Raw genomic sequence first — 20614 nt, 5'->3', positions numbered from 1 at the left:
TTGCTCAAGAGTCCTGGCTACGGCGGGAATCGCAACGAGGAGTTTTGCCTGATGAGTACTAAAAAACCTGCCGCAACCAAAAGCGCACTGGCCGGGACCGATACCCCGGACCGCGGTAACACCAATGCCAAGCTCGACAGCCTGGAGCAATTTCGCTCCGATGCCACTGAACAGGCCCTGCGCACCAACCAGGGCGTGAAAGTCTCGGACAACCAGAACACGTTGAAGGTCGGCGCCCGCGGGCCATCGTTGCTGGAAGATTTCATCATGCGTGAAAAGATCACGCACTTTGACCATGAACGCATTCCCGAGCGCATCGTCCACGCCCGTGGCACCGGTGCTCACGGCTACTTCCAGAGTTATGAAACTCATTCCGTGCTGACCAAGGCGGGGTTCCTACAAGACCCAAGCCAAAAAACCCCGGTCTTCGTCCGTTTCTCCACGGTGCAGGGCCCTCGTGGGTCGGGCGATACCGTGCGGGACGTACGAGGTTTCGCGGTGAAGTTTTTCACCGACGAAGGCAACTTCGATCTGGTGGGCAATAACATGCCGGTGTTTTTCATTCAGGATGCGATCAAGTTTCCTGACTTCGTGCACGCGGTGAAACCCGAGCCGCACAATGAGATGCCCACCGGCGGTTCAGCTCACGACACCTTTTGGGATTTTGTCTCTCTAGTCCCGGAGTCGGCGCACATGGTGATCTGGACCATGTCCGACCGGGCTATCCCGAAAAGCCTGCGCAGCATGCAAGGCTTCGGTGTGCACACCTTCCGCCTGATCAATGCCGAAGGTAAATCGCGCTTCGTCAAATTCCACTGGCGCCCCACTGCCGGGACCTGTTCGCTGGTGTGGGATGAAGCGCAAAAACTCGCCGGTAAAGACACGGATTACCACCGTCGCGATCTCTGGGAGTCGATCGAGATGGGCGACTACCCGCAATGGGAACTGGGCGTACAGATCATCGAGGAGGAGAACGAACATAAATTCGACTTCGACATCCTTGACCCGACCAAGCTGATCCCGGAAGAACTGGTGCCGATCACCCCACTGGGCAAAATGACCCTCAACCGTAACCCCGACAACTTTTTCGCCGAAACCGAACAGGTCGCCTTCTGCCCAGGGCATATCGTGCCGGGGATCGACTTTTCCAACGATCCATTGCTGCAAGGTCGGCTGTTTTCCTACACCGATACGCAAATCAGCCGACTCGGTGGGCCTAACTTTCACGAGATTCCGATCAACCGCCCGGTGGCACCGTTCCACAATGGTCAACGGGATGCGCTGCATCGCACCACCATCGACAAGGGCCGCGCGTCTTACGAGCCGAACTCCATTGATAGCGGTTGGCCGAAAGAAACACCGCCGGCAGCCCAGGATGGCGGCTTCGAAAGTTATCCAGAGCGCATCGATGCCAACAAGATCCGTCAGCGCAGCGAATCTTTCAGCGACCACTTCTCCCAGGCGCGGCTGTTTTTCCACAGCATGAGCAAGCACGAGCAGGAGCACATCATCTCGGCTTACAGCTTCGAGTTGGGCAAGGTTGAGCGGGAGTTCATCCGCGCGCGTCAGGTGAATGAGATTCTGGCCAACATAGATCTGGATCTGGCTAAGCGCGTGGCGCAGAACCTGGGGTTGCCCGCGCCCAAAGCCGGGACGGTCGAAGTACGCAAAACCTCACCGGATCGCTCGCCGGCCCTGAGCCAGGCCAACTTGCTGCCGGCGGATATCAAAACTCGCAAAGTGGCAATCCTGGCAGCCAATGGCGTCGATGGCGCAGCGATTGATGCGATGAAGAAAGCGCTGAAGGCCGAAGGTGCGCACGCCAAACTGCTCGGCCCGACGTCTGCGCCTGTGACCACCGCCGATGGCAAGGCGTTGCCGGTCGATGCGTCGATGGAAGGCTCGCCTTCGGTGGCGTTCGATGCGGTGTTTGTGCCCGGTGGTGCGGCGTCGATCAAGGCGTTGAGCACTGACGGCGTGGCACTGCATTACGTGCTGGAGGCGTACAAGCACTTGAAGGCGATTGCGCTGCAGGGCGAGGCCAAACAGTTGCTGGATGTTTTAAAGCTCGAGGCTGATTCGGGGTTGATCGTGGGTGCGGATGCGAAGTTGATCAAACCGTTTTTTGCCGCGATCGGGCAGCATCGGGTGTGGGACAGGGAGCCTAAGGCCAAGGCGATTCCGGCTTAAGGTTTTGTATCGATAGGGAGGACGCTATCGCGAGCAAGCTCGCTCCCACAGAATTCAGAGATGATCACAGATTTGTGATCAACCCCCATCCCATGTGGGAGCGAGCCTGCTCGCGAAGCTTTTAAGGTTTACGCGGACTCAGAACCATCTGCGCGGGAACGTTGCGCAGAATCTGCTTCTCCAGATTCAGATCAAAGTCCGAATCGAGTTTCTTCACGCGTTTGGTCAGCAACGTGACCAACCAAGGGAAGTCCTGGGTGCGTGGCGCCTGAATGCTCACGTCGCACTGGTAATTCACCACATCGGCGGCGATCGCATCCAGTTGGCGACGAAGTTTCGTCATATCAGTCAGGTTCAACGCAACCGTGGTGCTTTCCGCCGTCGGATCAATGACTTTGGCCTGTGGCTTGGCTTCGGCAGCCATGAGCGCTGTTTCGGCTCTGTCCAGTTCAGCTTTGCGGGCATCAACGATGGCATTGTTAACCCCTCCGGTCAGCGCCGGAGCCTTGGGCATCAACGACCGGGCGCGGCTCAGCGCCGTGGCAGCCGCATTCACATCGCCCTTTTGCAGCACGATCTGACTGCGGCGCAGATAGGCTTCGGCCAGTTGCCGCTGGTATTGCTCAAGGGATTGATCATTGGGCGACTCGGCCTGCAAGGCAGCCAATTGATCTTCGGCAGTCGCCAGTTCGCTGCTGGCTAGGCTTTGTTGCAGCTGCGCGATGGCCGTGGCCCGTGCACCGGCAGCCTCGGTGGCCGCCGGTGGCGTGCTTTGACAAGCGCCCAGTAGCAGCGAAAATGCGACAAGGAGCAGATAACGGGAGGGGAACGGCTTCATTCCTGCGACTCTCTATTTGCGCAAAAAACGAGCAAGTCTACACCCCTCGACGGGGCAGGACAAAACTCAGCAGAAACAGTGCGGCGGCCGCCACAACAATCGATGGGCCCGCCGGGGTGTCCTTGAACCATGACAGCGACAGCCCGCCACAGACCGCGAGCATACCCAGCAGGCTCGCGCCCAGTGCCATCTGCTCCGGTGACCGGGCGTGACGTTGTGCCGCAGCCGCCGGGATGATCAGCAAGGACGTAATCAGCAACACACCGACGATTTTCATCGCCACTGCGATCACTACAGCGATCAGCAACATCAGGGTCAGGCGCAACGCCGCCACCGGCAGACCTTCAACCCTGGCCAGTTCTTCGTGCACCGTGATTGCCAGCAATGGCCGCCACAACGTCACCAGCAAAGCCAGAACGGCCGCGCTGCCGCCGAGTATCCAGGCGAGATCGGTCGGGCTGATCGCCAGCAAGTCGCCGAACAGATAAGCCATCAGGTCGATCCGCACTTCGTGCATGAAGCTTAGTACGACCAGGCCCAAAGAGAGCGTGCTCGGTGCGAGAATTCCCAAAAGCGTGTCGGACGCCAGCGGTTGGCGCTGTTGCAAGGTCACCAGCAACACCGCCAACAGCAGACAGCCTACGGTGACCGCAACGGTCGGGCTGACATCCAGCAGAAAACCCAGCGCCACGCCGAGCAGCGCGGCATGGGAAAGGGTGTCGCCGAAATAGGCCATGCGCCGCCAGACCACGAACGAACCCAACGGGCCCGCGACCAACGCCAGGGCCAGACCTGCAAGCAGGGCGTAGAGCAGAAAATCAGCCATGCTTGCAGCCATCTCCGTGAACGTGGGTAGGGGCCGACGGGGCGGCGCTGACCACCGAGCCATGCAGGTCATGGGCGTGGTCGTGATGGTGGTGATAAATCGCCAGGCTTTGTGCGTTCTTTCCGAACAGCTCGACGAAAGCCGGATCACCGCTGACCTGCTCAGGATGCCCGGAGCAGCAGACGTGACGGTTGAGGCAGACCACCTGGTCGGTGGTACTCATCACCAGATGCAGGTCGTGGGACACCATCAACACGCCGCAACCGTGGCGGTCGCGCAATCGTGTGATCAGGCTGTAGAGCTCGGCTTGACCGGCCACATCGACGCCTTGCACAGGTTCATCGAGTACCAGCAATTCCGGCTCTCGCAGCAATGCCCGGGCCAGCAGCACCCGCTGCATTTCGCCTCCGGAAACATTTTGCACCGGGCTGTCGATCACCTGTTCGGCGCCGACTTCCTTGAGTGCCGCCAAGGCCATGGCGCGGTCCACGCCCGGCACCAAACGCAAAAAGCGCAGCACCGACAGCGGCAGCGTTGGATCGACGTGAAGTTTTTGCGGCATGTAACCGACCCGCAGTTTCGGCTTGCGCCACACGCTGCCGCGGTCCGGTTTCAACAGACCGAGTACAGCGCGCACCAGCGTGGTCTTGCCGGCGCCGTTAGGGCCGATCAGGGTGACGATCTGCCCCGGCTCGACGCTCAGCTCGATGTTATCCAGCACGTTTTGCCCGGCAAAGGTGACGGCAACCTGCTCGAGGCGGATCAGCGCGTTGCTCATTAAACCCCCTGGCAACCCGAACAGAGGCCGACCACTTCAACGGTCTGGCCCTCGACGACAAATCCGACATCCTTGGCGCTACTGATGATCGCGTCACTGATGGATTTCTGTTCGAGCTCGATGGCGGCGTGGCATTCGCGGCAAATCAGGAACTGGCCCTGATGGGCGTGCCCCGGGTGATTGCAGCCGACGAAGGCGTTCAGCGAGGAGATGCGGTGTACGAGGCCGTTTTCCAGCAGGAAGTCCAGCGCACGGTACACGGTCGGCGGCGCCGCACGGCGGCCGTCCTGCTCGCTGAGTACCGCGAGAATGTCGTAGGCACCCAACGGTTTATGGCTCTGCCAGACCAGTTCCAGCACCCGCCGGCGCAAGGCGGTCAGGCGCAGGCCTTGACGTGCGCACAGGGCATCGGCCTCAGACAATGCGCTATGGACGCAATGAGAGTGGTCGTGGGGACGGCTGGCAATCGGTGTTTTAGGCATGAGCGGCGACGAGTTTTGTGAGAGACGTTATTATGTTACCCGTTCTCGCCTCTTCGAGTGGTCATCGTGTCCCGACTTTTTTCTATCTTTGTCGCATTTGTAGCAAGTTTTCTGCTGATCAGTTCAGCTCACGCCGAAGTCAAAGTTCTCACCAGTATCAAACCTCTACAGCTGATCGCGGCGGCGGTGCAGGACGGCGTGGCGATTCCGGAAGTCTTGCTGCCGCCGGGTGCCTCGCCTCATAACTATGCCTTGCGCCCATCCGACGTACGGAAGGTGCAATCGGTGGATCTGGTGTACTGGGTCGGTCCGAGCATGGAAGGTTTCCTGCCCCGCGTGCTGAATGGTCGTACGCTGCCCAGCGTCGCCGTGCAGGATTTGCCGGGCCTGAAACTGCGACATTTCGCCGAAGATAGCCACTCCCATGCGGAAGAAGCCGACGAGCATGATCACGATCACCGTCCCGGCAGTCTGGACGCACACTTGTGGCTTTCGCCGGTCAACGCCCGCGTCATCGCCACAAAAATGGCCGCAGACCTGAGTGCAGCCGATCCGGCCAATGCCGCGCGTTATCAGAGCAACCTCAAGGCGTTCGATGAGCGTCTGGATGCAATGGATCTTCGCTTGAAAGCACGCCTGGCCGGCATCGCAGGCAAACCGTACTTCGTATTCCACGAGGCCTTCGACTACTTTGAAGACGCCTACGGCCTCAAGCACGCCGGCGTATTCAGCGTCGCCGCCGAGGTCCAGCCTGGCGCCCAGCACGTCGCGGCGATGCGCACTCGATTACAGGAAGTCGGCAAAACCTGCGTGTTCAGCGAACCGCCTCTGCGTCCGCGCCTGGCGGAAACCCTGGTGGCGGGTCTGCCGGTGAAGCTGGCGGAACTGGACGCGCTGGGCGGGTACACGCCGGCGACCGCTCAGGGGTATGAGCAGGTGCTGGAGAAGTTGGGGAATGATTTGGCGGGGTGTCTGGAGTCGTTGTAACCCCATAAAAAAGATCGCAGCCTTCGGCAGCTCCTACACCGATCTTTGTAGGAGCTGCCGAAGGTTCGGGCCGCGTTCGGACGATCTTTTGACTTTAAAGCGCGAACGGCAGCGGTGTGCTGACCTTCTGCCGCTGCGCCAGACGCTGCTGAAACTCCATCGGATCGTGAATCAACACGTCCTGCCCGGCGAACGACTCAGCGGCAATCAACCGCGACAGCCAGAACCGCACACACGCCACCCGCAGCATGGTTGGCCACAACTCCGCCTCGGTCGCCGTGAACGGTCGCAGCGCTGCATAAGCGCCAAGCAACGCCCTCGCCCGTGGCCCGTCGATCAACCCGCTCTCGTCCGAACACCAGTCGTTCAAGGCGATCGCCACGTCGTAGAGCATCGGCCCCGAACACGCGTTGTAGAAGTCGATCAACCCGGTCAGGTGCGTGCCTTCGAACATCGCGTTATCGCGGAACAGGTCGGCGTGGATATTGGCTCGCGGCAGCGCCAGAATTTTCGTCTTCTGCTGTGTGATTTCGTCCAGCGCCCGTTGCAGCAGTTCGCTTTGCTCGGCATTGAGGTGCGACAGCAACTGCGTGCCCTCTTCCAGCATCCAGTCCAGGCCGCGATCGGTCTTGCGCTTGATCATGTTGGCCCGGGTCGCCAGGTGCAGATGGCCGAGCAACTCGCCCACCTGAGCGCAATGCTGCGCATTGGCTTCCTTGATGTGCTTGCCGGCCAGACGTGGCTGCAACAGCGCAGGCTTGCCCGCCAGCTCGCGCAAGGCGACGCCGTCGGTGGTGCGCAAGGCATAAGGCACGGGCAGGTCGGCGCCATGCAGCACGTCGAGCAGTTCTATGAAGAACGGCATCTCCTGGACCGGACCACGCTCAACCAGGGTCAGGACAAATTCGCCCTGCTCCAGGCTGATAAAGAAATTGGTGTTTTCGCTTCCAGCGGCAATCCCCTGGAAATCAAGCAGGCGGCCGAGCCCGTAAGGGGCGAGAAAGGTTTCCAGCTCGGGCCGAGCCAGCGGGGTGAACACAGACATGTTTGAACTGCCAGTACGGGCGCCGCTGCTTGAGCCAGCGCCGATTGAGATTAAGAAACTACTTCCATTCAAAAATCTTCCACGACGGAATCAGCATATCCGGCTGATCCGAACGGATGTAGTTTGCATCGGTCCCATCCGCGCGCACCAGAAAATACGGCGGTCCGACCTTGGGCGTGACCTTGATCGCGTACAGGAAACCGTTTTGGCGGTACTCCTGGATGGTTTTATCCCCTTCCGTGCGGATAGTGACTTGCGGCTCAGATGTCGGAGCATCATCCGCCGCCATGACGGCCAGTGGAACGGTTGCAAACAGGCCAGCCAGCAACAGGCGATTTAGTGTGCGCATGATAACCTTGTCCCTTTGTCGTCAACGGTCCCGCTATTCTAGCGCCGGACCCGCCGAAAAGGTTGATCCTGCTCATGAGCCAAGCCCCCCTCGTCCTGGTGGACGGTTCTTCTTACCTGTACCGCGCCTTTCACGCCCTGCCACCGCTGACCACTTCCAAAGGTTTGCCGACCGGTGCGGTCAAGGGCGTATTGAACATGCTCAAGAGTCTGCGCAAGCAGTACCCGGAAAGTCCGTTCGCCGTGGTGTTCGACGCCAAGGGCGGGACATTCCGGGACGAAATGTTTGCCGAGTACAAGGCCAACCGCCCAAGCATGCCCGACGACATGCGTGTTCAGATCGAGCCGCTGCACCAAAGCGTGATCGCCCTGGGCTTTCCACTGTTGTGCGTCGAAGGCGTCGAAGCCGATGACGTGATCGGCACCCTGGCCCGCAGCAGCGCGGCGGCCGACCGCCCGGTGGTGATCTCCACCGGCGACAAGGACATGGCGCAGCTGGTCGACGGCCACATTACCTTGGTCAATACCATGACCGGTAGCGCGCTGGACGTGGAGGGCGTGAAGGAGAAATTCGGCGTCGCTCCCGAGCAGATCATCGATTACCTGGCGCTCATGGGCGATTCTTCCGACAACATTCCGGGCGTTCCGGGCATTGGCCCGAAGACCGCTTCCGGCCTGTTGGTCGGGGTGAACGGCGGCCTGACCGAGCTCTATGCGCAGCTCGACATCGTCCCGACCCTGCCGATTCGCGGGGCCAAAACCCTGCCGGCCAAGCTCGAAGAGCACAAGGAGATGGCGTTTCTCTCCTATCAATTGGCAACCATCAAGATCGACGTGCCGCTGGATATCGGCCTCGACGACCTGCAAATGGGCAAGCCGGATCACGACAAGCTCGCCGAGCTCTATACCCTGCTGGAGTTCAAGAGCTGGTTCGAAGAGAACCAGCGCGATGCCAAGCGTTCCGGCCAGGAAGTCGTCGCTCCGGTGGCTGAAGAAGCGGCCGCCGATACCGAACTCAAGTACACAACGATCCTCACCCAGGCTGATTTCGACCTGTGGCTGAAGAAGCTCAACGATGCCAAGCTGATTGCCTTCGATACCGAAACTACCGGCATCGATGCGCAGCAGGCGCAACTGGTGGGCCTGTCTTTCGCTGTACAAGCAAACGAAGCAGCCTACATCCCACTGACCCATTCCTACATGGGCGTGCCGGATCAGCTCGATCGCGATACCGTGCTGCGAGCACTGAAGCCGATGTTGGAAGACCCGAGCAAACTCAAGGTTGGCCAGCACGCCAAGTTCGACATGAACATCCTGGCCAACTGTGCCATCGGTGGCGATCAAAGCTGCGGCATCACCGTGCAAGGCGTTGCTTTCGACACAATGCTCGAATCCTACGTGCTGGACTCCACCGCGACCCGCCACGACATGGACAGCCTGGCGCTCAAGTACCTGAATCACACCACCACCAGTTTTCAGGACATCGCCGGCAAAGGCGCCAAACAGCTGACATTTGACCAGATCTCCCTGGAACTTGCCGGGCCTTACGCCGCCGAAGACGCCGACGTAACGCTGCGCCTGCATCAAACCCTGATGGAAAAACTCAACGCCATCCCGAGCCTGAGCAAGGTCCTGAGCGAAATCGAAATGCCGTTGGTGCCGGTGCTGGCACGAATCGAACGCCAAGGCGCGCTGGTCGATGCCAACCTGCTGGGCATTCAGAGCGTGGAGCTGGGCGAGAAAATGGTCGCCCTCGAGCGTGAGGCGTTCGCCATTGCCGGGGAAGAGTTCAACCTCGGCTCTCCGAAGCAATTGGGCGTGATCCTGTACGAAAAGCTCGGCCTGCCAATTCTCAGCAAAACCGCCAAGGGCCAGGCGTCCACCGCCGAAGCCGTGCTGGCGGAGCTGGCCGAACAGGATTTCCCGCTGCCCAAAGTGCTGATGCAGTACCGCTCGATGAGCAAGCTGAAAAGCACCTACACCGATCGCCTGCCGGAGCAGATAAACCCGCGCACCGGGCGGATTCACACCTCTTATCATCAGGCTGTCGCGGCGACCGGGCGCTTGTCGTCCAGCGACCCGAACCTGCAGAACATTCCTATCCGCACCGCTGAAGGTCGTCGGATTCGTCAGGCGTTCGTCGCACCAAAAGGCTACAAGCTGCTGGCAGCGGACTATTCGCAAATCGAACTGCGAATCATGGCTCACCTGGCCAAGGACGAAGGGTTGCTGCACGCGTTTCGCAACGATCTGGACGTGCACAAAGCCACCGCCGCTGAAGTTTTCGGGGTTGAACTGGCAGACGTCACCACCGACCAACGGCGCAGTGCCAAGGCGATCAACTTCGGCTTGATCTACGGCATGAGCGCGTTTGGCCTGGCCAAACAGATTGGTGTTGATCGCAAGCAATCCCAAGCCTACATCGACCGTTACTTCGCCCGTTACCCAGGCGTGCTGGAATACATGGAACGCACCCGCGCCCAGGCCGCCGAACAAGGTTTCGTCGAAACCATCTTTGGTCGTCGCTTGTACCTGCCGGAAATCAACGCGAAAAACCCGGCCCTGCGCAAAGGTGCCGAACGCACGGCGATCAACGCCCCGATGCAAGGCACTGCGGCGGACATCATCAAGAAAGCCATGATTGCCGTGGATAGCTGGCTGACAGCGTCAGGCCTCGACGCCAAAGTCATCCTGCAGGTGCACGATGAATTGGTTCTGGAAGTGCGTGAGGATTTGGTCGATCAGGTCCGTGATGAAATTCGCGTGCACATGAGCGACGCAGCGAAGCTTGATGTGCCGCTGTTGGTAGAGGTGGGTGTAGGAAATAACTGGGATGAGGCTCACTGAACCGTCTGAAAAGGTGTTTTCCGCTGCGGCGTAGTGCCGCGGCAGAAAGACCGAAGGGCTCTTAGTTCGGAAAATTCGATGGCCTATTCCAAAGGCTTTTTAAAAAATTCTGAACTAATTTCCTGAATCGCCACTCAGAGTTACTGAATGGGTGGTGAAGCCCTTCGATGCTCCTAATGTTGTGTTAAGTGTTGGCAGATATCTGGACCCCGCCCTAACGGTCCGGAACTTGAACCCCGGAACTTCCCCCTCCCCATAAGAAGTCCGGGGTTTTTTTTGCCCGCAATTTTTGTAAACGAGCTTACTCCGCGAGCTCGGCGCCCTTGTCCGCCAGTTCCATCCAACCCGCCAGTACAGTGTAGGCGTCTTCCAGGCCCATGCGTTTTGGCGCCGAGAACAGCTGGATGCTGATCGCATCTCCCCAACCCTTGCGGATGTCTGCCTGAACCTTGAGCAGGACGTTTTTCGCCGCGCCGTAGGTCAGCTTGTCGGCTTTGGTCAGCAAAATGTGCATTGGCATGCCGCTAGCGACAGCCCAATCGAGCATCAGCAGGTCGAAGTCGGTCATTGGATGACGGATGTCCATCATCAAAATCAGCCCCTTCAAACTCTCACGACCACCCAGATAGGCTTCCAGGTGACGCTGCCAGTGCAGCTTCAACGGGATAGGTACTTTCGCGTAACCGTAACCCGGCAGGTCGACCAGACGACGATCATCGTCTAGCTTGAAGAAGTTCAAGAGCTGCGTGCGACCCGGAGTTTTCGAGGTCCGCGCAAGGCTGGCGTGCGTCAAGGTGTTCAGCGCACTGGACTTGCCGGCGTTGGAACGCCCGGCGAAGGCCACTTCAAAGCCTTCGTCGTCGGGACATTGGTCGACTTTGGCAGCGCTGAGCATGAAGGTGGACTGTTGGCACAGGCCGAGGATGGGGTTCTTGAGTTGCATGGGATTTCCGATGTGGGCGGCGCCGGGAATGGACGCGGCGAGCAGTGTCGTTTCCGTTTCAGTGACGCCAGTATATAATGCCGCAGATTTTGTGTGCGCTTTGTCCCAGCGTAGGATGAAGTTCACGAGAGCGATTGACCTTGATTGCGCACTAGAACGCAGAACGCTCTCAACCCTGAAAAGGTCGTTTTATGACGAAATGGCTGCTAGCTGCCGGTGTCTTGATGCCGCTTTACAGCGCTCAGGCTACACAGGATCCGGAAGCTGTGTACAACCGTGTTTGTGGTGCCTGTCATTCCGGCCAACTACCCATGGCGCCCCAAAAGGGCGATCAGGAAGCTTGGACGCCGAGGTTGGCGAAAGGTATGGAGACGCTGGTGCAACACGTGACCCAGGGTTTCAAGGCGATGCCGCCGCGTGGTTTGTGCATGGACTGCAGTGCCGAGGATTACCAAGCAATCATCCAGTGGATGAGCGAGTGATCCCGGTCCATAACTCTTTAACCCTTAGCCGTAGTTGGATTAGCTGATGAACAAATTGATCGTGAGTCTGCTGTTGACCGTGGGGATCTCCGGCATTGCCCATGCTGCAGGTGATGCGACTGCTGGTCAGGCGAAAGCCGCAGTATGTGGCGCCTGTCATGGCCCGGATGGCAACAGTATGGCGCCTAACTTTCCGAAACTGGCAGGCCAGGGCGAGCGTTATCTGAACAAGCAGCTACACGACATCAAGTCCGGCAAACGCACGGTACTGGAAATGACCGGCCTGCTGACCAACCTGAGCGATCAGGACCTGGCCGATATCGCCGCCTACTTCGCCAGCCAGAAAGGCAGCGTTGGCGCCGCCGACCCGAAAGTCGTTTCTCGCGGTGAAGCACTGTTCCGTGGTGGCGACCTGGCCAAGGGCCTGCCATCCTGCACCGGCTGCCACTCGCCAAATGGCGCAGGCAACGCGGCCGCCGGCTTCCCGCACCTGGGCGGCCAGCATGCTCAATACATCGCCAAGCAGCTGACCGATTTCCGCAAGGAAGAAGCCGGCCGCACCAACGATGGCGATACCAAGCCGATGCAGACCATCTCCAAAAAGCTGAGCGACGAAGATATCGCCGCGGTCTCCAGCTACATTCAGGGCCTACACTAAGGCCTGCGGATCGAGCGTTGCGTTGGGTGGACATCTCCAGCAACGTTAACGCTCTATTAATCCGTCGCAGCAAGTATAAAAAGGGTGGCTTAGGCCGCCCTTTTTTGTGGCCGCTGCCGTTACACTACAGAACTCAAGCCCGCCATGACCTGTCTGAAAACAGGTCGCGCGAGGCGACCAAAATTGTCCAGGAGTTAAGCATGCGTAATCTGATCATCAGCGCCGCACTCGTCGCTGCCAGCCTGTTCGGCATGACCGCCCAAGCCGCCGAAGCACCCGCCGCCCCTTACGTCGAACTGACTAACGCTGTTCCGGTGGCTGTACCTGGCAAGATCGAAGTGGTGGAGTTGTTCTGGTACGGCTGCCCGCACTGCTACGCATTTGAGCCGGTGATCAATCCTTGGGTTGAAAAGCTGCCTTCCGACGTTAATTTCGTGCGTATCCCAGCCCTGTTCGGCGGCCCTTGGGACGCCCATGGGCAAATGTTCCTGACCCTGCAAAGCATGGGTGTCGAGCATGACGTGCACGCTGCGGTGTTCAACGCCATCCAGAAGGAACACAAGAAACTGACCGACAAAAACGAAATGGCTGACTTCCTGGCGACCCAAGGCGTAGACAAGGACAAATTCCTCGCCACCTTCGACTCCTTCGCCATCAAGGGTCAGATGACCAAGGCTCGCGAACTGGCCAAGAAGTATGAAATCTCAGGTGTTCCTACCATGATCGTCAACGGCAAGTATCGCTTCGATGTAGGCTCGGCCGGTGGTGCCGAACAAGCACTGCAGTTGGCCGATAAACTGGTCGACAAAGAGCGAGCGGCTAACAAGGCTGCAGCGAACTAAGCGCCGCAACTGCCATGCGCCGCTGGGGCACTGAACGCGTCGTTGGCCTGCATGATCCGCGGGTCAACGAACATCATCTGGAATCGACGGGCCTGCCCGCAGACAGTCGTCTGCGCTTGCTCAGCTTCAATATCCAGGTCGGCATCAGTACCGAGCGCTATCACCACTACCTGACCCGGGGCTGGCAGCACCTGTTGCCGCACACCGGACGTGCCGACAATCTGCAAAAGATCGGCAATCTGTTGGGCGACTTCGATCTGGTCGCCTTGCAGGAAGCCGATGGCGGCAGCTTGCGATCAGGCTACGTCAACCAGGTCGAACACCTGGCCCAGCTCGGCGCATTCCCCTACTGGTATCAACAACTCAATCGCAATCTCGGACGCCTCGGCCAGCACAGCAATGGTGTGCTAAGCCGCCTGCGTCCGTGGGCGATTGAAGATCATCCGCTACCGGGGCCCAAGGGTCGCGGGGCGATTCTGGTGCGCTTTGGCGAGGGTCCTGAGGCGCTGGTGGTGGTCATGATGCACCTTGCACTGGGCGCTCGCGCCCGCAGCATGCAACTGGCTTACATCCGCGAGTTGATCGGCGGCTATAAACACCAGGTGCTGATGGGCGACATGAATACCCATGCCAGTGACTTGCTGCAAAACTCCCCGTTGCGTGACCTCGGCCTGCTCGCGCCGCAACTGGAAGCGACGTTCCCTAGCTGGCGCCCGCAGCGCTGTCTGGACCATATTCTACTGAGCCCCACCCTGACCCTTGAAAAGGTCCAGGTGCTGGCACAACCCATTTCCGATCACCTGCCGGTCGCGGTAGAGATTCGTCTGCCGGGTTCGCTTACGGCTGATGCATTGCCCGCGTTGAGTCCTGCCCCTCGCGGATCCCATGAATGAGCGACGAAGCACAGCGCTGGAAAGAGAAATACCTCAAAAGCATCGAACAACAGGAAAAGCTCGAACGTCGATGGGACGCCCGACTCGACCTGCTGCGTCGTGGCCTGGTACGCAGCACGCTGGCAGCCGAGGGCACCGACCGCGTCGTTGACCAATGCATGAAGGAAATGCGTGAAGTCGTGCGCACCGACGACATGGACGCCGGCCTGGCCGCCCTGCTTCCGCGGCTGGAAAAAGCCGTACTCGACTCCGAACAACGCCGGGAAACTCGAGTTAATCAGACCAGCGCCGCATTGACCGCGCTGGTCTCGCAGCTGCAAACATTACCGCTGCCCCGCGAAGTAAGCCGGCCTCTGAAAAACTTCGCCAAGCATCTGGATGCAAGAGTCGGGCAGGCGCGCGAAATTCCGTTGCTGCTCAGCGAACTGAGCGGTCTGCAAGGCAAAGCCCTGAATCAGCTTGAAAACCCGGCAGAACCCGGCCGCCCTGGTTTGCTGCAGCGACTGTTTGGTAGCCGAGACGCGGATGAAGCGGTATTACAGGTTACCTCCGGCACCTTCCCGACGCCCGCCCCGCAGCCAGCCGAAGCGTTTGCTGTGCCGCATGCCCAGACATCACAGGTCACTGTCGATCTCGCGCCAGAGATCGATAAGCCGCAAGTGGCGTTTGCACAAGTTGCCGCGCCCACTACTGCATCCGAGCCACCGACGATCGAGGCACCGCCCGCAACAGCGCCCTCTCCTGCAGTTGTAGCGTTTGTCCCGCCGGTGCTTGAGGCGGAGCGAGCACGCGCCCAGACTCCAGAGACGCAACCGCAACCGGACATAGAACATCCAGAAGAACCCGTTCCATCAATCATCGAGCCAGAAATACAGGCTCAACCGGCAATCAATCCCGACGAACTGACCCCGGTGGTCTATCTCGACAGCCTACCGTTGCCCCCGGCCATGGCCGAGGTGTTGGCCACCGTAGACACTGAACAATCCGAGCCGCATGTTCTCTACGCCCTGCCGGACTCACCCGAGCCGTCCTACAGCTCGGTGGCCAAGCATATCGAAGACACGCTACTGGGCTTGCTCGACGACCTGACGCTGCCCGAGCGTCATCGTCCGCAAGCCGAAGCGATGCGTGATCGCCTGCAAAACGGTTTGAATTGGTACGAACTGCTGCCAATCCTCGACGATCTGGCAACCTTGATGTTGGCAATCACCGACAGTGGCCAGCATGAATTCGAAGCCTACCTGCAACAACTAAACGAACGCCTCGAGTCGTTCCAAAGCAACTTGCAAGCCGCCAGCGAAGGCCATGCCGACAACCGTTCCGCCGCACGCGAGATGGACACGCAGATCCGCGAGCAGGTCGACGGCTTGCAGAGCAGCATGCAGGAAGCCGCCGACCTGGACGATCTCAAGCACGTCCTGGAAAACCATCTGGAAGGCCTGCTTGGCACCATGGACCAGCACCAGAAGCAGCGTGACGAACGCGAGCAGGAAGTCGCAGCCCGCCTTCATAGTCTCGCAGAACGCGTTGCGCACATGGAGCAGGAAGCCCTGGGCTACCGCGAGCATCTTGAAGAGCAGCGTCAGAAAGCCTTGATCGACCCGCTGACCGACCTGCCTAACCGGGCAGCCTGGAGCGAACGGCTGGATCACGAAATCAATCAATGGCAGCAACACGGCAACACCCTGTTGCTGGCAATGCTCGACCTCGACCATTTCAAACGCATTAACGATAACTATGGTCACCTGGCGGGCGACAAAGTACTGAAAATCATCGCCAACGTGCTACGCAAGCGCCTGCGCGGGACGGATTTCATTGCCCGGTTCGGCGGTGAGGAGTTTGTCCTGTTGATGCCAGACACAGTGCCAACTGCTGGTGCGAAACTGCTGGAAAAGCTGCGCGCCTCAATCGAAGCCTGCCCTTTCCACTTCAAGGGTGAGCCGGTAACTATCACCATTTCCATGGGCCTGACTGCATTCAAACCCGGCGAACATAGCGATCTGGCCCTTAAAAGAGCCGATCAGGCCCTATATCGCGCGAAACATGCTGGTCGTAACCAAGTGGCAATGGGCTGACGGTCAATTGTTCCATTTTGTTTAAAACTTCGCGTTGGCCGTCTGCGCGCAAGGCAGTACGTTACACTGTTGCATTACTGTCTTGCGTGTATTGCCTTCTGCCATGAAATATCTATCTCTCTTCGTGTCTCTGATTCTGTTGGCCGGTTGCGCCAGCGGCCCCCGTTTCGACACAAGTCACCCTTCAGCCAATTACGACAGCCGCATTCAGTTCGTGGTGGTGCACTACACCACCGCATCACTGGAGCGCTCGCTGCAACTGCTGACCCACGGCGAGGTCAGCAGCCACTACCTGATTGGCGACGACAAGGGCGCCACCATCTACAAGTTGATGGATGAAAACCTTCGAGCCTGGCACGCCGGGGAAAGCGAATGGCAAGGCCGGACCTGGTTGAACTCCAGCTCCATTGGTATCGAAATCGTCAACCCGGGTTTCAAGGAACTCCCGAGCGGAGGACGCTTCTGGTATCCCTACAGCGAAGCCCAGGTCCAGTCGTTGATCGTTCTGCTCAAGGACATCAGCAAGCGTTACGCCATCAATCCCCACAGCATCATCGGCCATAGCGACATCGCCCCGCTGCGCAAGCTTGATCCGGGGCCGGCGTTCCCTTGGAAGCGCCTGGCGGCCGAAGGCCTGGGGATCTGGCCGAATGAGCAGGCCGTAACGCGTCAGCAAGCACAGTTCGAAGTACAACTGCCAACCATCAGCTGGTTTCAGGCGCAGCTGGCCCGCGCGGGTTATCCCACGCCGCAAACCGGCGAACTGGATGTTGCGACACGTCATGTGATTGCGGCCTTCCAGATGCATTTCCGACCGTCACGTTTCGATGGCACACCGGATGCGCAAACCGCGGCGCTTCTACAAGTCTTGAACCAGACAAAATAATGACGCCCGCCCGACGGTCAGGGCTTTTTTCCAATCAGCAGCTATAACTCATTGGTAATACTTCGGATATTCCCTATGCCTGCTGCTCGAGAGACACTACGTAGTTGGTTCTTTCGCCCTTGGTTTTTGGCGATACTGGCTGCTGCCTTGAGCGCGACACTCCTGATGGCCGGCAGCCTGTTCGTGGCCATGCATCAAGTCGAGCAGAGCGAAAGCGAAGAGATGAATGCCCAGGGCGAGCGCTTCCTTGCTCGTCTGGAGCAACTTTTCGGGCAGTTGCGGGAAAGCCTCGACGACCTGGAGGCCCAGCCGTTACGCGGCTGCGATGACGAAATGATCGCGACCTTGCAACAGGTCAGCTTCAATTACCGTTTCGTTTACGAAGCCGCTTATATGGACGCCTCGCGGATCTGTTCCAATCGCCCCCGCCAGGAAGGGCTGTCGATGATAAGACCGCCAGACATCAAGGGGCCGACCTACAGTTACTGGCTGAACACCACCACCGAACCCGATGAAAACCGCGCCGCGCTGATGCTCGGACGCGGCAATTTTCGTGTCGCGACGTCTCGCGGGCATTTGACCGACATGGTCGACTTGCCACCGGGAAGCAGCCTGCTGGTGGTGCTCGACCACGGTACGCGCGCGATTCCGGTACTGGGTGTCTCGCAGGTCTGGCCACCCACCGAACCCTGGCCCCCGAAAAGCCTCGACGCGCTACAAGTGACGCATTCCCGCTTGATTTACCGCATGCCCACCAACAATCCGGAATACCAACTGGTGCTGATCAGCCCGCGCACCGGTATGCAAGTGCCCGCAGTCTGGTGGTGGTTGCTGCCGGCCAGCCTGGCACTCGCCTTATGCGTGGGTTTTCTGGTGCTTCTGCTGGTGCGCCAGCGACAGTCGCTGGACGCCGAACTGAGTGGTGCCATACGACGAGGCGAATTGCAGGTGCTGTATCAACCGATCTTCGACCTCGACAGCCGCAACTGTGTCGGGGCAGAAGCCTTGCTGCGCTGGCGAAGACCGGACGGCACCCTGACCAGCCCCGACCTGTTTATTCCGATGGCGGAGAACACCGGCCAGATCCGCCAGATGACCGACTTCGTCCTGCAACGCCTGCTTGAGCAGCTGGGTCAATTGTTGCGGGCCAATCCGCAACTGTACATCTCGGTCAACCTGGCGGCCTGCGACGTCATGGTGCCGCGTATCGGCCAGGTAATGGCGCGACTGCTGACCTTGCACCGCGTCGCGGCAAAGCAAATTGCCTTTGAGGTCACCGAACGGGGATTGATCGATGTCGTGGTCGCCCGGGAAAACCTGCAAGCCTTGCGGGATGTCGGGCATCAAGTGCTGATCGATGACTTTGGCACCGGCTATTGCAGCCTCGCCTATCTGCAAACCCTTCCAGTCGATTGCCTGAAAATCGACAAGGCGTTTATCGATGCACTGGGTCATGACGCTGCGAGTAGCGGTGTCGCACCGCACATCATTCACATGGCCCAGGCCCTGCAACTCAAGGTGATTGCCGAGGGCATCGAACTTGAATCCCAGGCGGCGCTTTTGAGCAGTGAAGGCGTGAAGTTCGGTCAGGGTTGGCTATTCGCCCATGCGTTGAGTGCGGTGCAGTTCATCGAGCTGATAACCCGTGGTCGCCGATTGGCTGCCCGACGTCTCGATGACGAAGCCTGAAGCGGCTGCGGCTTATACCGACAGCGCCATATAGAACTGAGTACCCTGCCCTGGTCGCGAATAAACACCCATCCGACCGCCGTGCAACTGCACAATTTCCTTACACAGTGCCAGACCGAGCCCGGCACCGCCCTTCTTGCGACCCACCTGTACAAAGGGTTCGAAAATCCGTCCCTGCTGGCCATAGGCAATGCCTTCGCCGTTGTCTTCAACGCTGATAATCACCCGCTCCCCATGGCGTCGAGCCTGCAAACGTATTTGCCCGCCGGAAGCGGTGTGGCGCAATGCGTTGTCGATCAGGTTATCGAGCACCCGGTCCAGCTGCGGCTGATCGGCTTGCAATCGCGGTAATGGCCCTTGCACTTCCACTAGCAGGTCGATGCCCTGCTCTTCTGCAAGGCCGGCAAAACGTGCCCGGGACTGCTCCAGCAAATCCTCTATGGAGCACGGCGCCAACGTGAGTTTTTGCAATCCGTTCTGGTAGCGGGAGAAGTTCAGCAGGTCGTTGATCAACTGCATCAAGCGCTGCATCTCTTCATTCACGGTGTCCAGCAGATCAGCTTCACGCGAGTCCTGGGCAAAGTGGGCGCGCTCGCGAAACAGGCCGAACGCCATGTGCATCCCGGTAACCGGCGTTCGCAATTCATGGGAGGCGCGCAGCACGAACTCGCTGCGCACCCGCTCAAACGCCCGCTGTTCTGTGACGTCATGCAGCACCATCACGGCGCCGAGAATATGACCTTGTGTATGGCTGACCGGCGTCAGGCTAAAGGTCAGCAACCGCGACTCACCGTCGACCTCGATACTCAGGTCCTCAGGCGCCCGCTCCAGGGTGCCACCGCGCAGTACCAGTTGCAGCTGATCATCGAGTTCGGGGCGCTCAAGCGCCGTACCCAGACCTTGGCCGAGACGATCGCTGTCCCAACCCAACTGACGCTGCGCCACTGGATTGAGGTGTTCCAAACGACCATCGCGGTCGATCATCAACAGCCCATCGTCGATGCTGTCGAGCACGGCCTGCAAACGCTGCTGACCTGCGAGCAGTTCATCGACATTGGTGGCCTGATGCTCACGCAGGGCCTGGGCCATGATCCCGAAGCGCTTGGTCAGCAGGTTCATTTCCACGGCCGAGGAAATCGGTAGCGTCACTTCGAAATTGCCTTGGCCGATGTTGTCCGCCGCTTGGGCCAGAGCCTCGATCGGCGCACCAAAACGTTGAGCGATAGCGTGGGCGGTGACGAAGCCGATGATCAGCACCGCCAGCCCCACCAGCCCGAGCAGGCCGGCAACCAGCAGCGCCCTCTCCCGAGTCTGCCGTTCGGTGGCATTGATGTTATCCAGCGCACGCTGTTGCTCGACGATCAAACCATTGCGCAGTGCATTGAATTTTTCGGTGAGCTCTTCGTTGCCACTCAATACCTGCGTCGAGTCACGGGACAGGTCGTATGCCTGCAAAAAGCTCAGGTAGTCAGTCTTAGCCTGTTCGAAACCGTGTTGGAGCTCATCGCCAGCCTGGGCATGGACAATGCCGTCATCAAGCAACTGAAAATAATGCTGCTTGGACGCCTCGAACGCCGCAGGATCCGGCTTCTCGCTGAGCATGATCATCAGCTGATCGCCCAAGGTCTGACGCAATTTCAGTCCCAGGTCGAGCGTGACGAAATTATTGCGAATCAGCGCTTCCTGGGAACTCGCCATCTGCATCACGCTGACCAGCCCGAGCAACAGCCCAAGCAGCGCCACGGTGATCAGTGCGGAAATACTGAGAAACAGCCGCGTGCGCAACTTCATCGCCAGTCTCATCG

General features: G+C 59.3%; 18 protein-coding genes. 10 read left to right on the top strand and 8 right to left on the bottom strand.

Annotation, left to right across the window (positions count from 1 at the left end; all coding sequences use genetic code 11):
• Positions 1–51: 51 nt before the first annotated feature.
• A complete protein-coding gene (gene katE, locus EAH74_RS03550; protein ID WP_140676006.1) occupies positions 52–2190 on the top strand; it encodes a catalase HPII in 2139 nt (712 codons plus the stop codon).
• A gap of 121 nt (positions 2191–2311) precedes the next feature.
• Here the strand turns inward: katE and EAH74_RS03545 are convergent, their stop codons facing one another.
• The 4 genes from EAH74_RS03545 to zur are packed head-to-tail and all read right to left on the bottom strand — an operon-like array spanning position 2312 to position 5114.
• Positions 2312–3028 (bottom strand): PA5502 family lipoprotein, encoded by a 717-nt coding sequence (locus tag EAH74_RS03545; protein WP_140676003.1) that lies wholly within the window; start codon positions 3026–3028, stop codon positions 2312–2314.
• A 37-nt stretch (positions 3029–3065) separates the two neighbouring features.
• Positions 3066–3854: a zinc ABC transporter permease subunit ZnuB gene (znuB, locus tag EAH74_RS03540; protein WP_123367413.1), complete on the bottom strand. Its 789-nt coding sequence runs from the start codon at positions 3852–3854 to the stop codon at positions 3066–3068.
• Complete coding sequence (znuC, locus tag EAH74_RS03535; RefSeq protein WP_140676000.1) at positions 3847–4632, bottom strand: zinc ABC transporter ATP-binding protein ZnuC; 786 nt, start codon at positions 4630–4632, stop codon at positions 3847–3849. Before znuC ends, znuB begins: the two co-directional genes overlap by 8 nt.
• Positions 4632–5114 (bottom strand): zinc uptake transcriptional repressor Zur, encoded by a 483-nt coding sequence (gene zur, locus EAH74_RS03530; protein WP_033059798.1) that lies wholly within the window; start codon positions 5112–5114, stop codon positions 4632–4634. Before zur ends, znuC begins: the two co-directional genes overlap by 1 nt.
• Before the next feature lie 66 nt (positions 5115–5180).
• Between zur and EAH74_RS03525 the strand changes: the two genes are divergently transcribed.
• A complete protein-coding gene (locus tag EAH74_RS03525; protein WP_140675997.1) occupies positions 5181–6101 on the top strand; it encodes a zinc ABC transporter substrate-binding protein in 921 nt (306 codons plus the stop codon).
• A gap of 94 nt (positions 6102–6195) precedes the next feature.
• On the opposite strand, the gene EAH74_RS03520 is transcribed toward EAH74_RS03525, so the two are convergent.
• A complete protein-coding gene (locus EAH74_RS03520; RefSeq protein ID WP_140675994.1) occupies positions 6196–7146 on the bottom strand; it encodes a homoserine kinase in 951 nt (316 codons plus the stop codon).
• A 58-nt stretch (positions 7147–7204) separates the two neighbouring features.
• A complete protein-coding gene (locus EAH74_RS03515; RefSeq protein ID WP_123367417.1) occupies positions 7205–7495 on the bottom strand; it encodes a DUF2782 domain-containing protein in 291 nt (96 codons plus the stop codon).
• A gap of 74 nt (positions 7496–7569) precedes the next feature.
• Here EAH74_RS03515 and polA point away from each other — a divergent pair, with 74 nt between their 5' ends.
• Positions 7570–10341 (top strand): DNA polymerase I, encoded by a 2772-nt coding sequence (gene polA, locus EAH74_RS03510; RefSeq protein ID WP_140675991.1) that lies wholly within the window; start codon positions 7570–7572, stop codon positions 10339–10341.
• Between the two features lie 301 nt (positions 10342–10642).
• Here the strand turns inward: polA and yihA are convergent, their stop codons facing one another.
• A complete protein-coding gene (gene yihA / locus EAH74_RS03505) occupies positions 10643–11284 on the bottom strand; it encodes a ribosome biogenesis GTP-binding protein YihA/YsxC (RefSeq protein WP_046044882.1) in 642 nt (213 codons plus the stop codon).
• Between the two features lie 191 nt (positions 11285–11475).
• Here yihA and EAH74_RS03500 point away from each other — a divergent pair, with 191 nt between their 5' ends.
• The 7 genes from EAH74_RS03500 to EAH74_RS03470 all read left to right on the top strand — a co-directional run bounded on the left by EAH74_RS03500 (position 11476) and on the right by EAH74_RS03470 (position 18809).
• The gene (locus tag EAH74_RS03500) at positions 11476–11766 is read left to right on the top strand and encodes a c-type cytochrome (protein WP_007947948.1); all 291 of its coding nucleotides are present in this window, start codon (positions 11476–11478) and stop codon (positions 11764–11766) included.
• A gap of 46 nt (positions 11767–11812) precedes the next feature.
• Positions 11813–12424, top strand: coding sequence for a c-type cytochrome (locus EAH74_RS03495; protein ID WP_123367419.1), 612 nt, complete (start codon positions 11813–11815; stop codon positions 12422–12424).
• 200 nt (positions 12425–12624) lie between these two features.
• Positions 12625–13266: a thiol:disulfide interchange protein DsbA/DsbL gene (locus EAH74_RS03490; protein ID WP_123367420.1), complete on the top strand. Its 642-nt coding sequence runs from the start codon at positions 12625–12627 to the stop codon at positions 13264–13266.
• A gap of 14 nt (positions 13267–13280) precedes the next feature.
• Positions 13281–14159 (top strand): endonuclease/exonuclease/phosphatase family protein, encoded by an 879-nt coding sequence (locus tag EAH74_RS03485; protein ID WP_123367421.1) that lies wholly within the window; start codon positions 13281–13283, stop codon positions 14157–14159.
• Complete coding sequence (locus EAH74_RS03480) at positions 14156–16234, top strand: GGDEF domain-containing protein (RefSeq protein WP_140675989.1); 2079 nt, start codon at positions 14156–14158, stop codon at positions 16232–16234. Before EAH74_RS03485 ends, EAH74_RS03480 begins: the two co-directional genes overlap by 4 nt.
• A 103-nt stretch (positions 16235–16337) precedes the next feature.
• Positions 16338–17120: an N-acetylmuramoyl-L-alanine amidase gene (locus EAH74_RS03475; protein WP_140675986.1), complete on the top strand. Its 783-nt coding sequence runs from the start codon at positions 16338–16340 to the stop codon at positions 17118–17120.
• Between the two features lie 75 nt (positions 17121–17195).
• Positions 17196–18809 (top strand): EAL domain-containing protein, encoded by a 1614-nt coding sequence (locus EAH74_RS03470; RefSeq protein WP_140675983.1) that lies wholly within the window; start codon positions 17196–17198, stop codon positions 18807–18809.
• 12 nt (positions 18810–18821) lie between these two features.
• Here EAH74_RS03470 and EAH74_RS03465 read toward each other — a convergent pair whose 3' ends face one another.
• Entirely contained in the window at positions 18822–20612 is a 1791-nt protein-coding gene (locus EAH74_RS03465) for an ATP-binding protein (RefSeq protein ID WP_140675980.1), read from the bottom strand.
• Between the last annotated feature and the right edge of the window lie 2 nt (positions 20613–20614).

Source organism: Pseudomonas mandelii, assembly GCF_006438925.1.
Lineage (GTDB): Bacteria > Pseudomonadota > Gammaproteobacteria > Pseudomonadales > Pseudomonadaceae > Aquipseudomonas > Aquipseudomonas mandelii_C.
This window is presented reverse-complemented; position numbering and strand designations above follow the sequence as displayed.

Coding starts and splice junctions, on each gene's coding strand:
- EAH74_RS03465 (WP_140675980.1), bottom strand. CDS start 20,612: ATGAGACTGGCGATGAAGTTGCGCACGCGGCTGTTTCTCAGTATTTCC.
- EAH74_RS03520 (WP_140675994.1), bottom strand. CDS start 7,146: ATGTCTGTGTTCACCCCGCTGGCTCGGCCCGAGCTGGAAACCTTTCTC.
- EAH74_RS03545 (WP_140676003.1), bottom strand. CDS start 3,028: ATGAAGCCGTTCCCCTCCCGTTATCTGCTCCTTGTCGCATTTTCGCTG.
- EAH74_RS03470 (WP_140675983.1), top strand. CDS start 17,196: ATGCCTGCTGCTCGAGAGACACTACGTAGTTGGTTCTTTCGCCCTTGG.
- zur (WP_033059798.1), bottom strand. CDS start 5,114: ATGCCTAAAACACCGATTGCCAGCCGTCCCCACGACCACTCTCATTGC.
- EAH74_RS03515 (WP_123367417.1), bottom strand. CDS start 7,495: ATGCGCACACTAAATCGCCTGTTGCTGGCTGGCCTGTTTGCAACCGTT.
- znuB (WP_123367413.1), bottom strand. CDS start 3,854: ATGGCTGATTTTCTGCTCTACGCCCTGCTTGCAGGTCTGGCCCTGGCG.
- polA (WP_140675991.1), top strand. CDS start 7,570: ATGAGCCAAGCCCCCCTCGTCCTGGTGGACGGTTCTTCTTACCTGTAC.
- EAH74_RS03490 (WP_123367420.1), top strand. CDS start 12,625: ATGCGTAATCTGATCATCAGCGCCGCACTCGTCGCTGCCAGCCTGTTC.
- znuC (WP_140676000.1), bottom strand. CDS start 4,632: ATGAGCAACGCGCTGATCCGCCTCGAGCAGGTTGCCGTCACCTTTGCC.
- katE (WP_140676006.1), top strand. CDS start 52: ATGAGTACTAAAAAACCTGCCGCAACCAAAAGCGCACTGGCCGGGACC.
- EAH74_RS03495 (WP_123367419.1), top strand. CDS start 11,813: ATGAACAAATTGATCGTGAGTCTGCTGTTGACCGTGGGGATCTCCGGC.
- yihA (WP_046044882.1), bottom strand. CDS start 11,284: ATGCAACTCAAGAACCCCATCCTCGGCCTGTGCCAACAGTCCACCTTC.
- EAH74_RS03500 (WP_007947948.1), top strand. CDS start 11,476: ATGACGAAATGGCTGCTAGCTGCCGGTGTCTTGATGCCGCTTTACAGC.
- EAH74_RS03485 (WP_123367421.1), top strand. CDS start 13,281: ATGCGCCGCTGGGGCACTGAACGCGTCGTTGGCCTGCATGATCCGCGG.
- EAH74_RS03475 (WP_140675986.1), top strand. CDS start 16,338: ATGAAATATCTATCTCTCTTCGTGTCTCTGATTCTGTTGGCCGGTTGC.
- EAH74_RS03480 (WP_140675989.1), top strand. CDS start 14,156: ATGAGCGACGAAGCACAGCGCTGGAAAGAGAAATACCTCAAAAGCATC.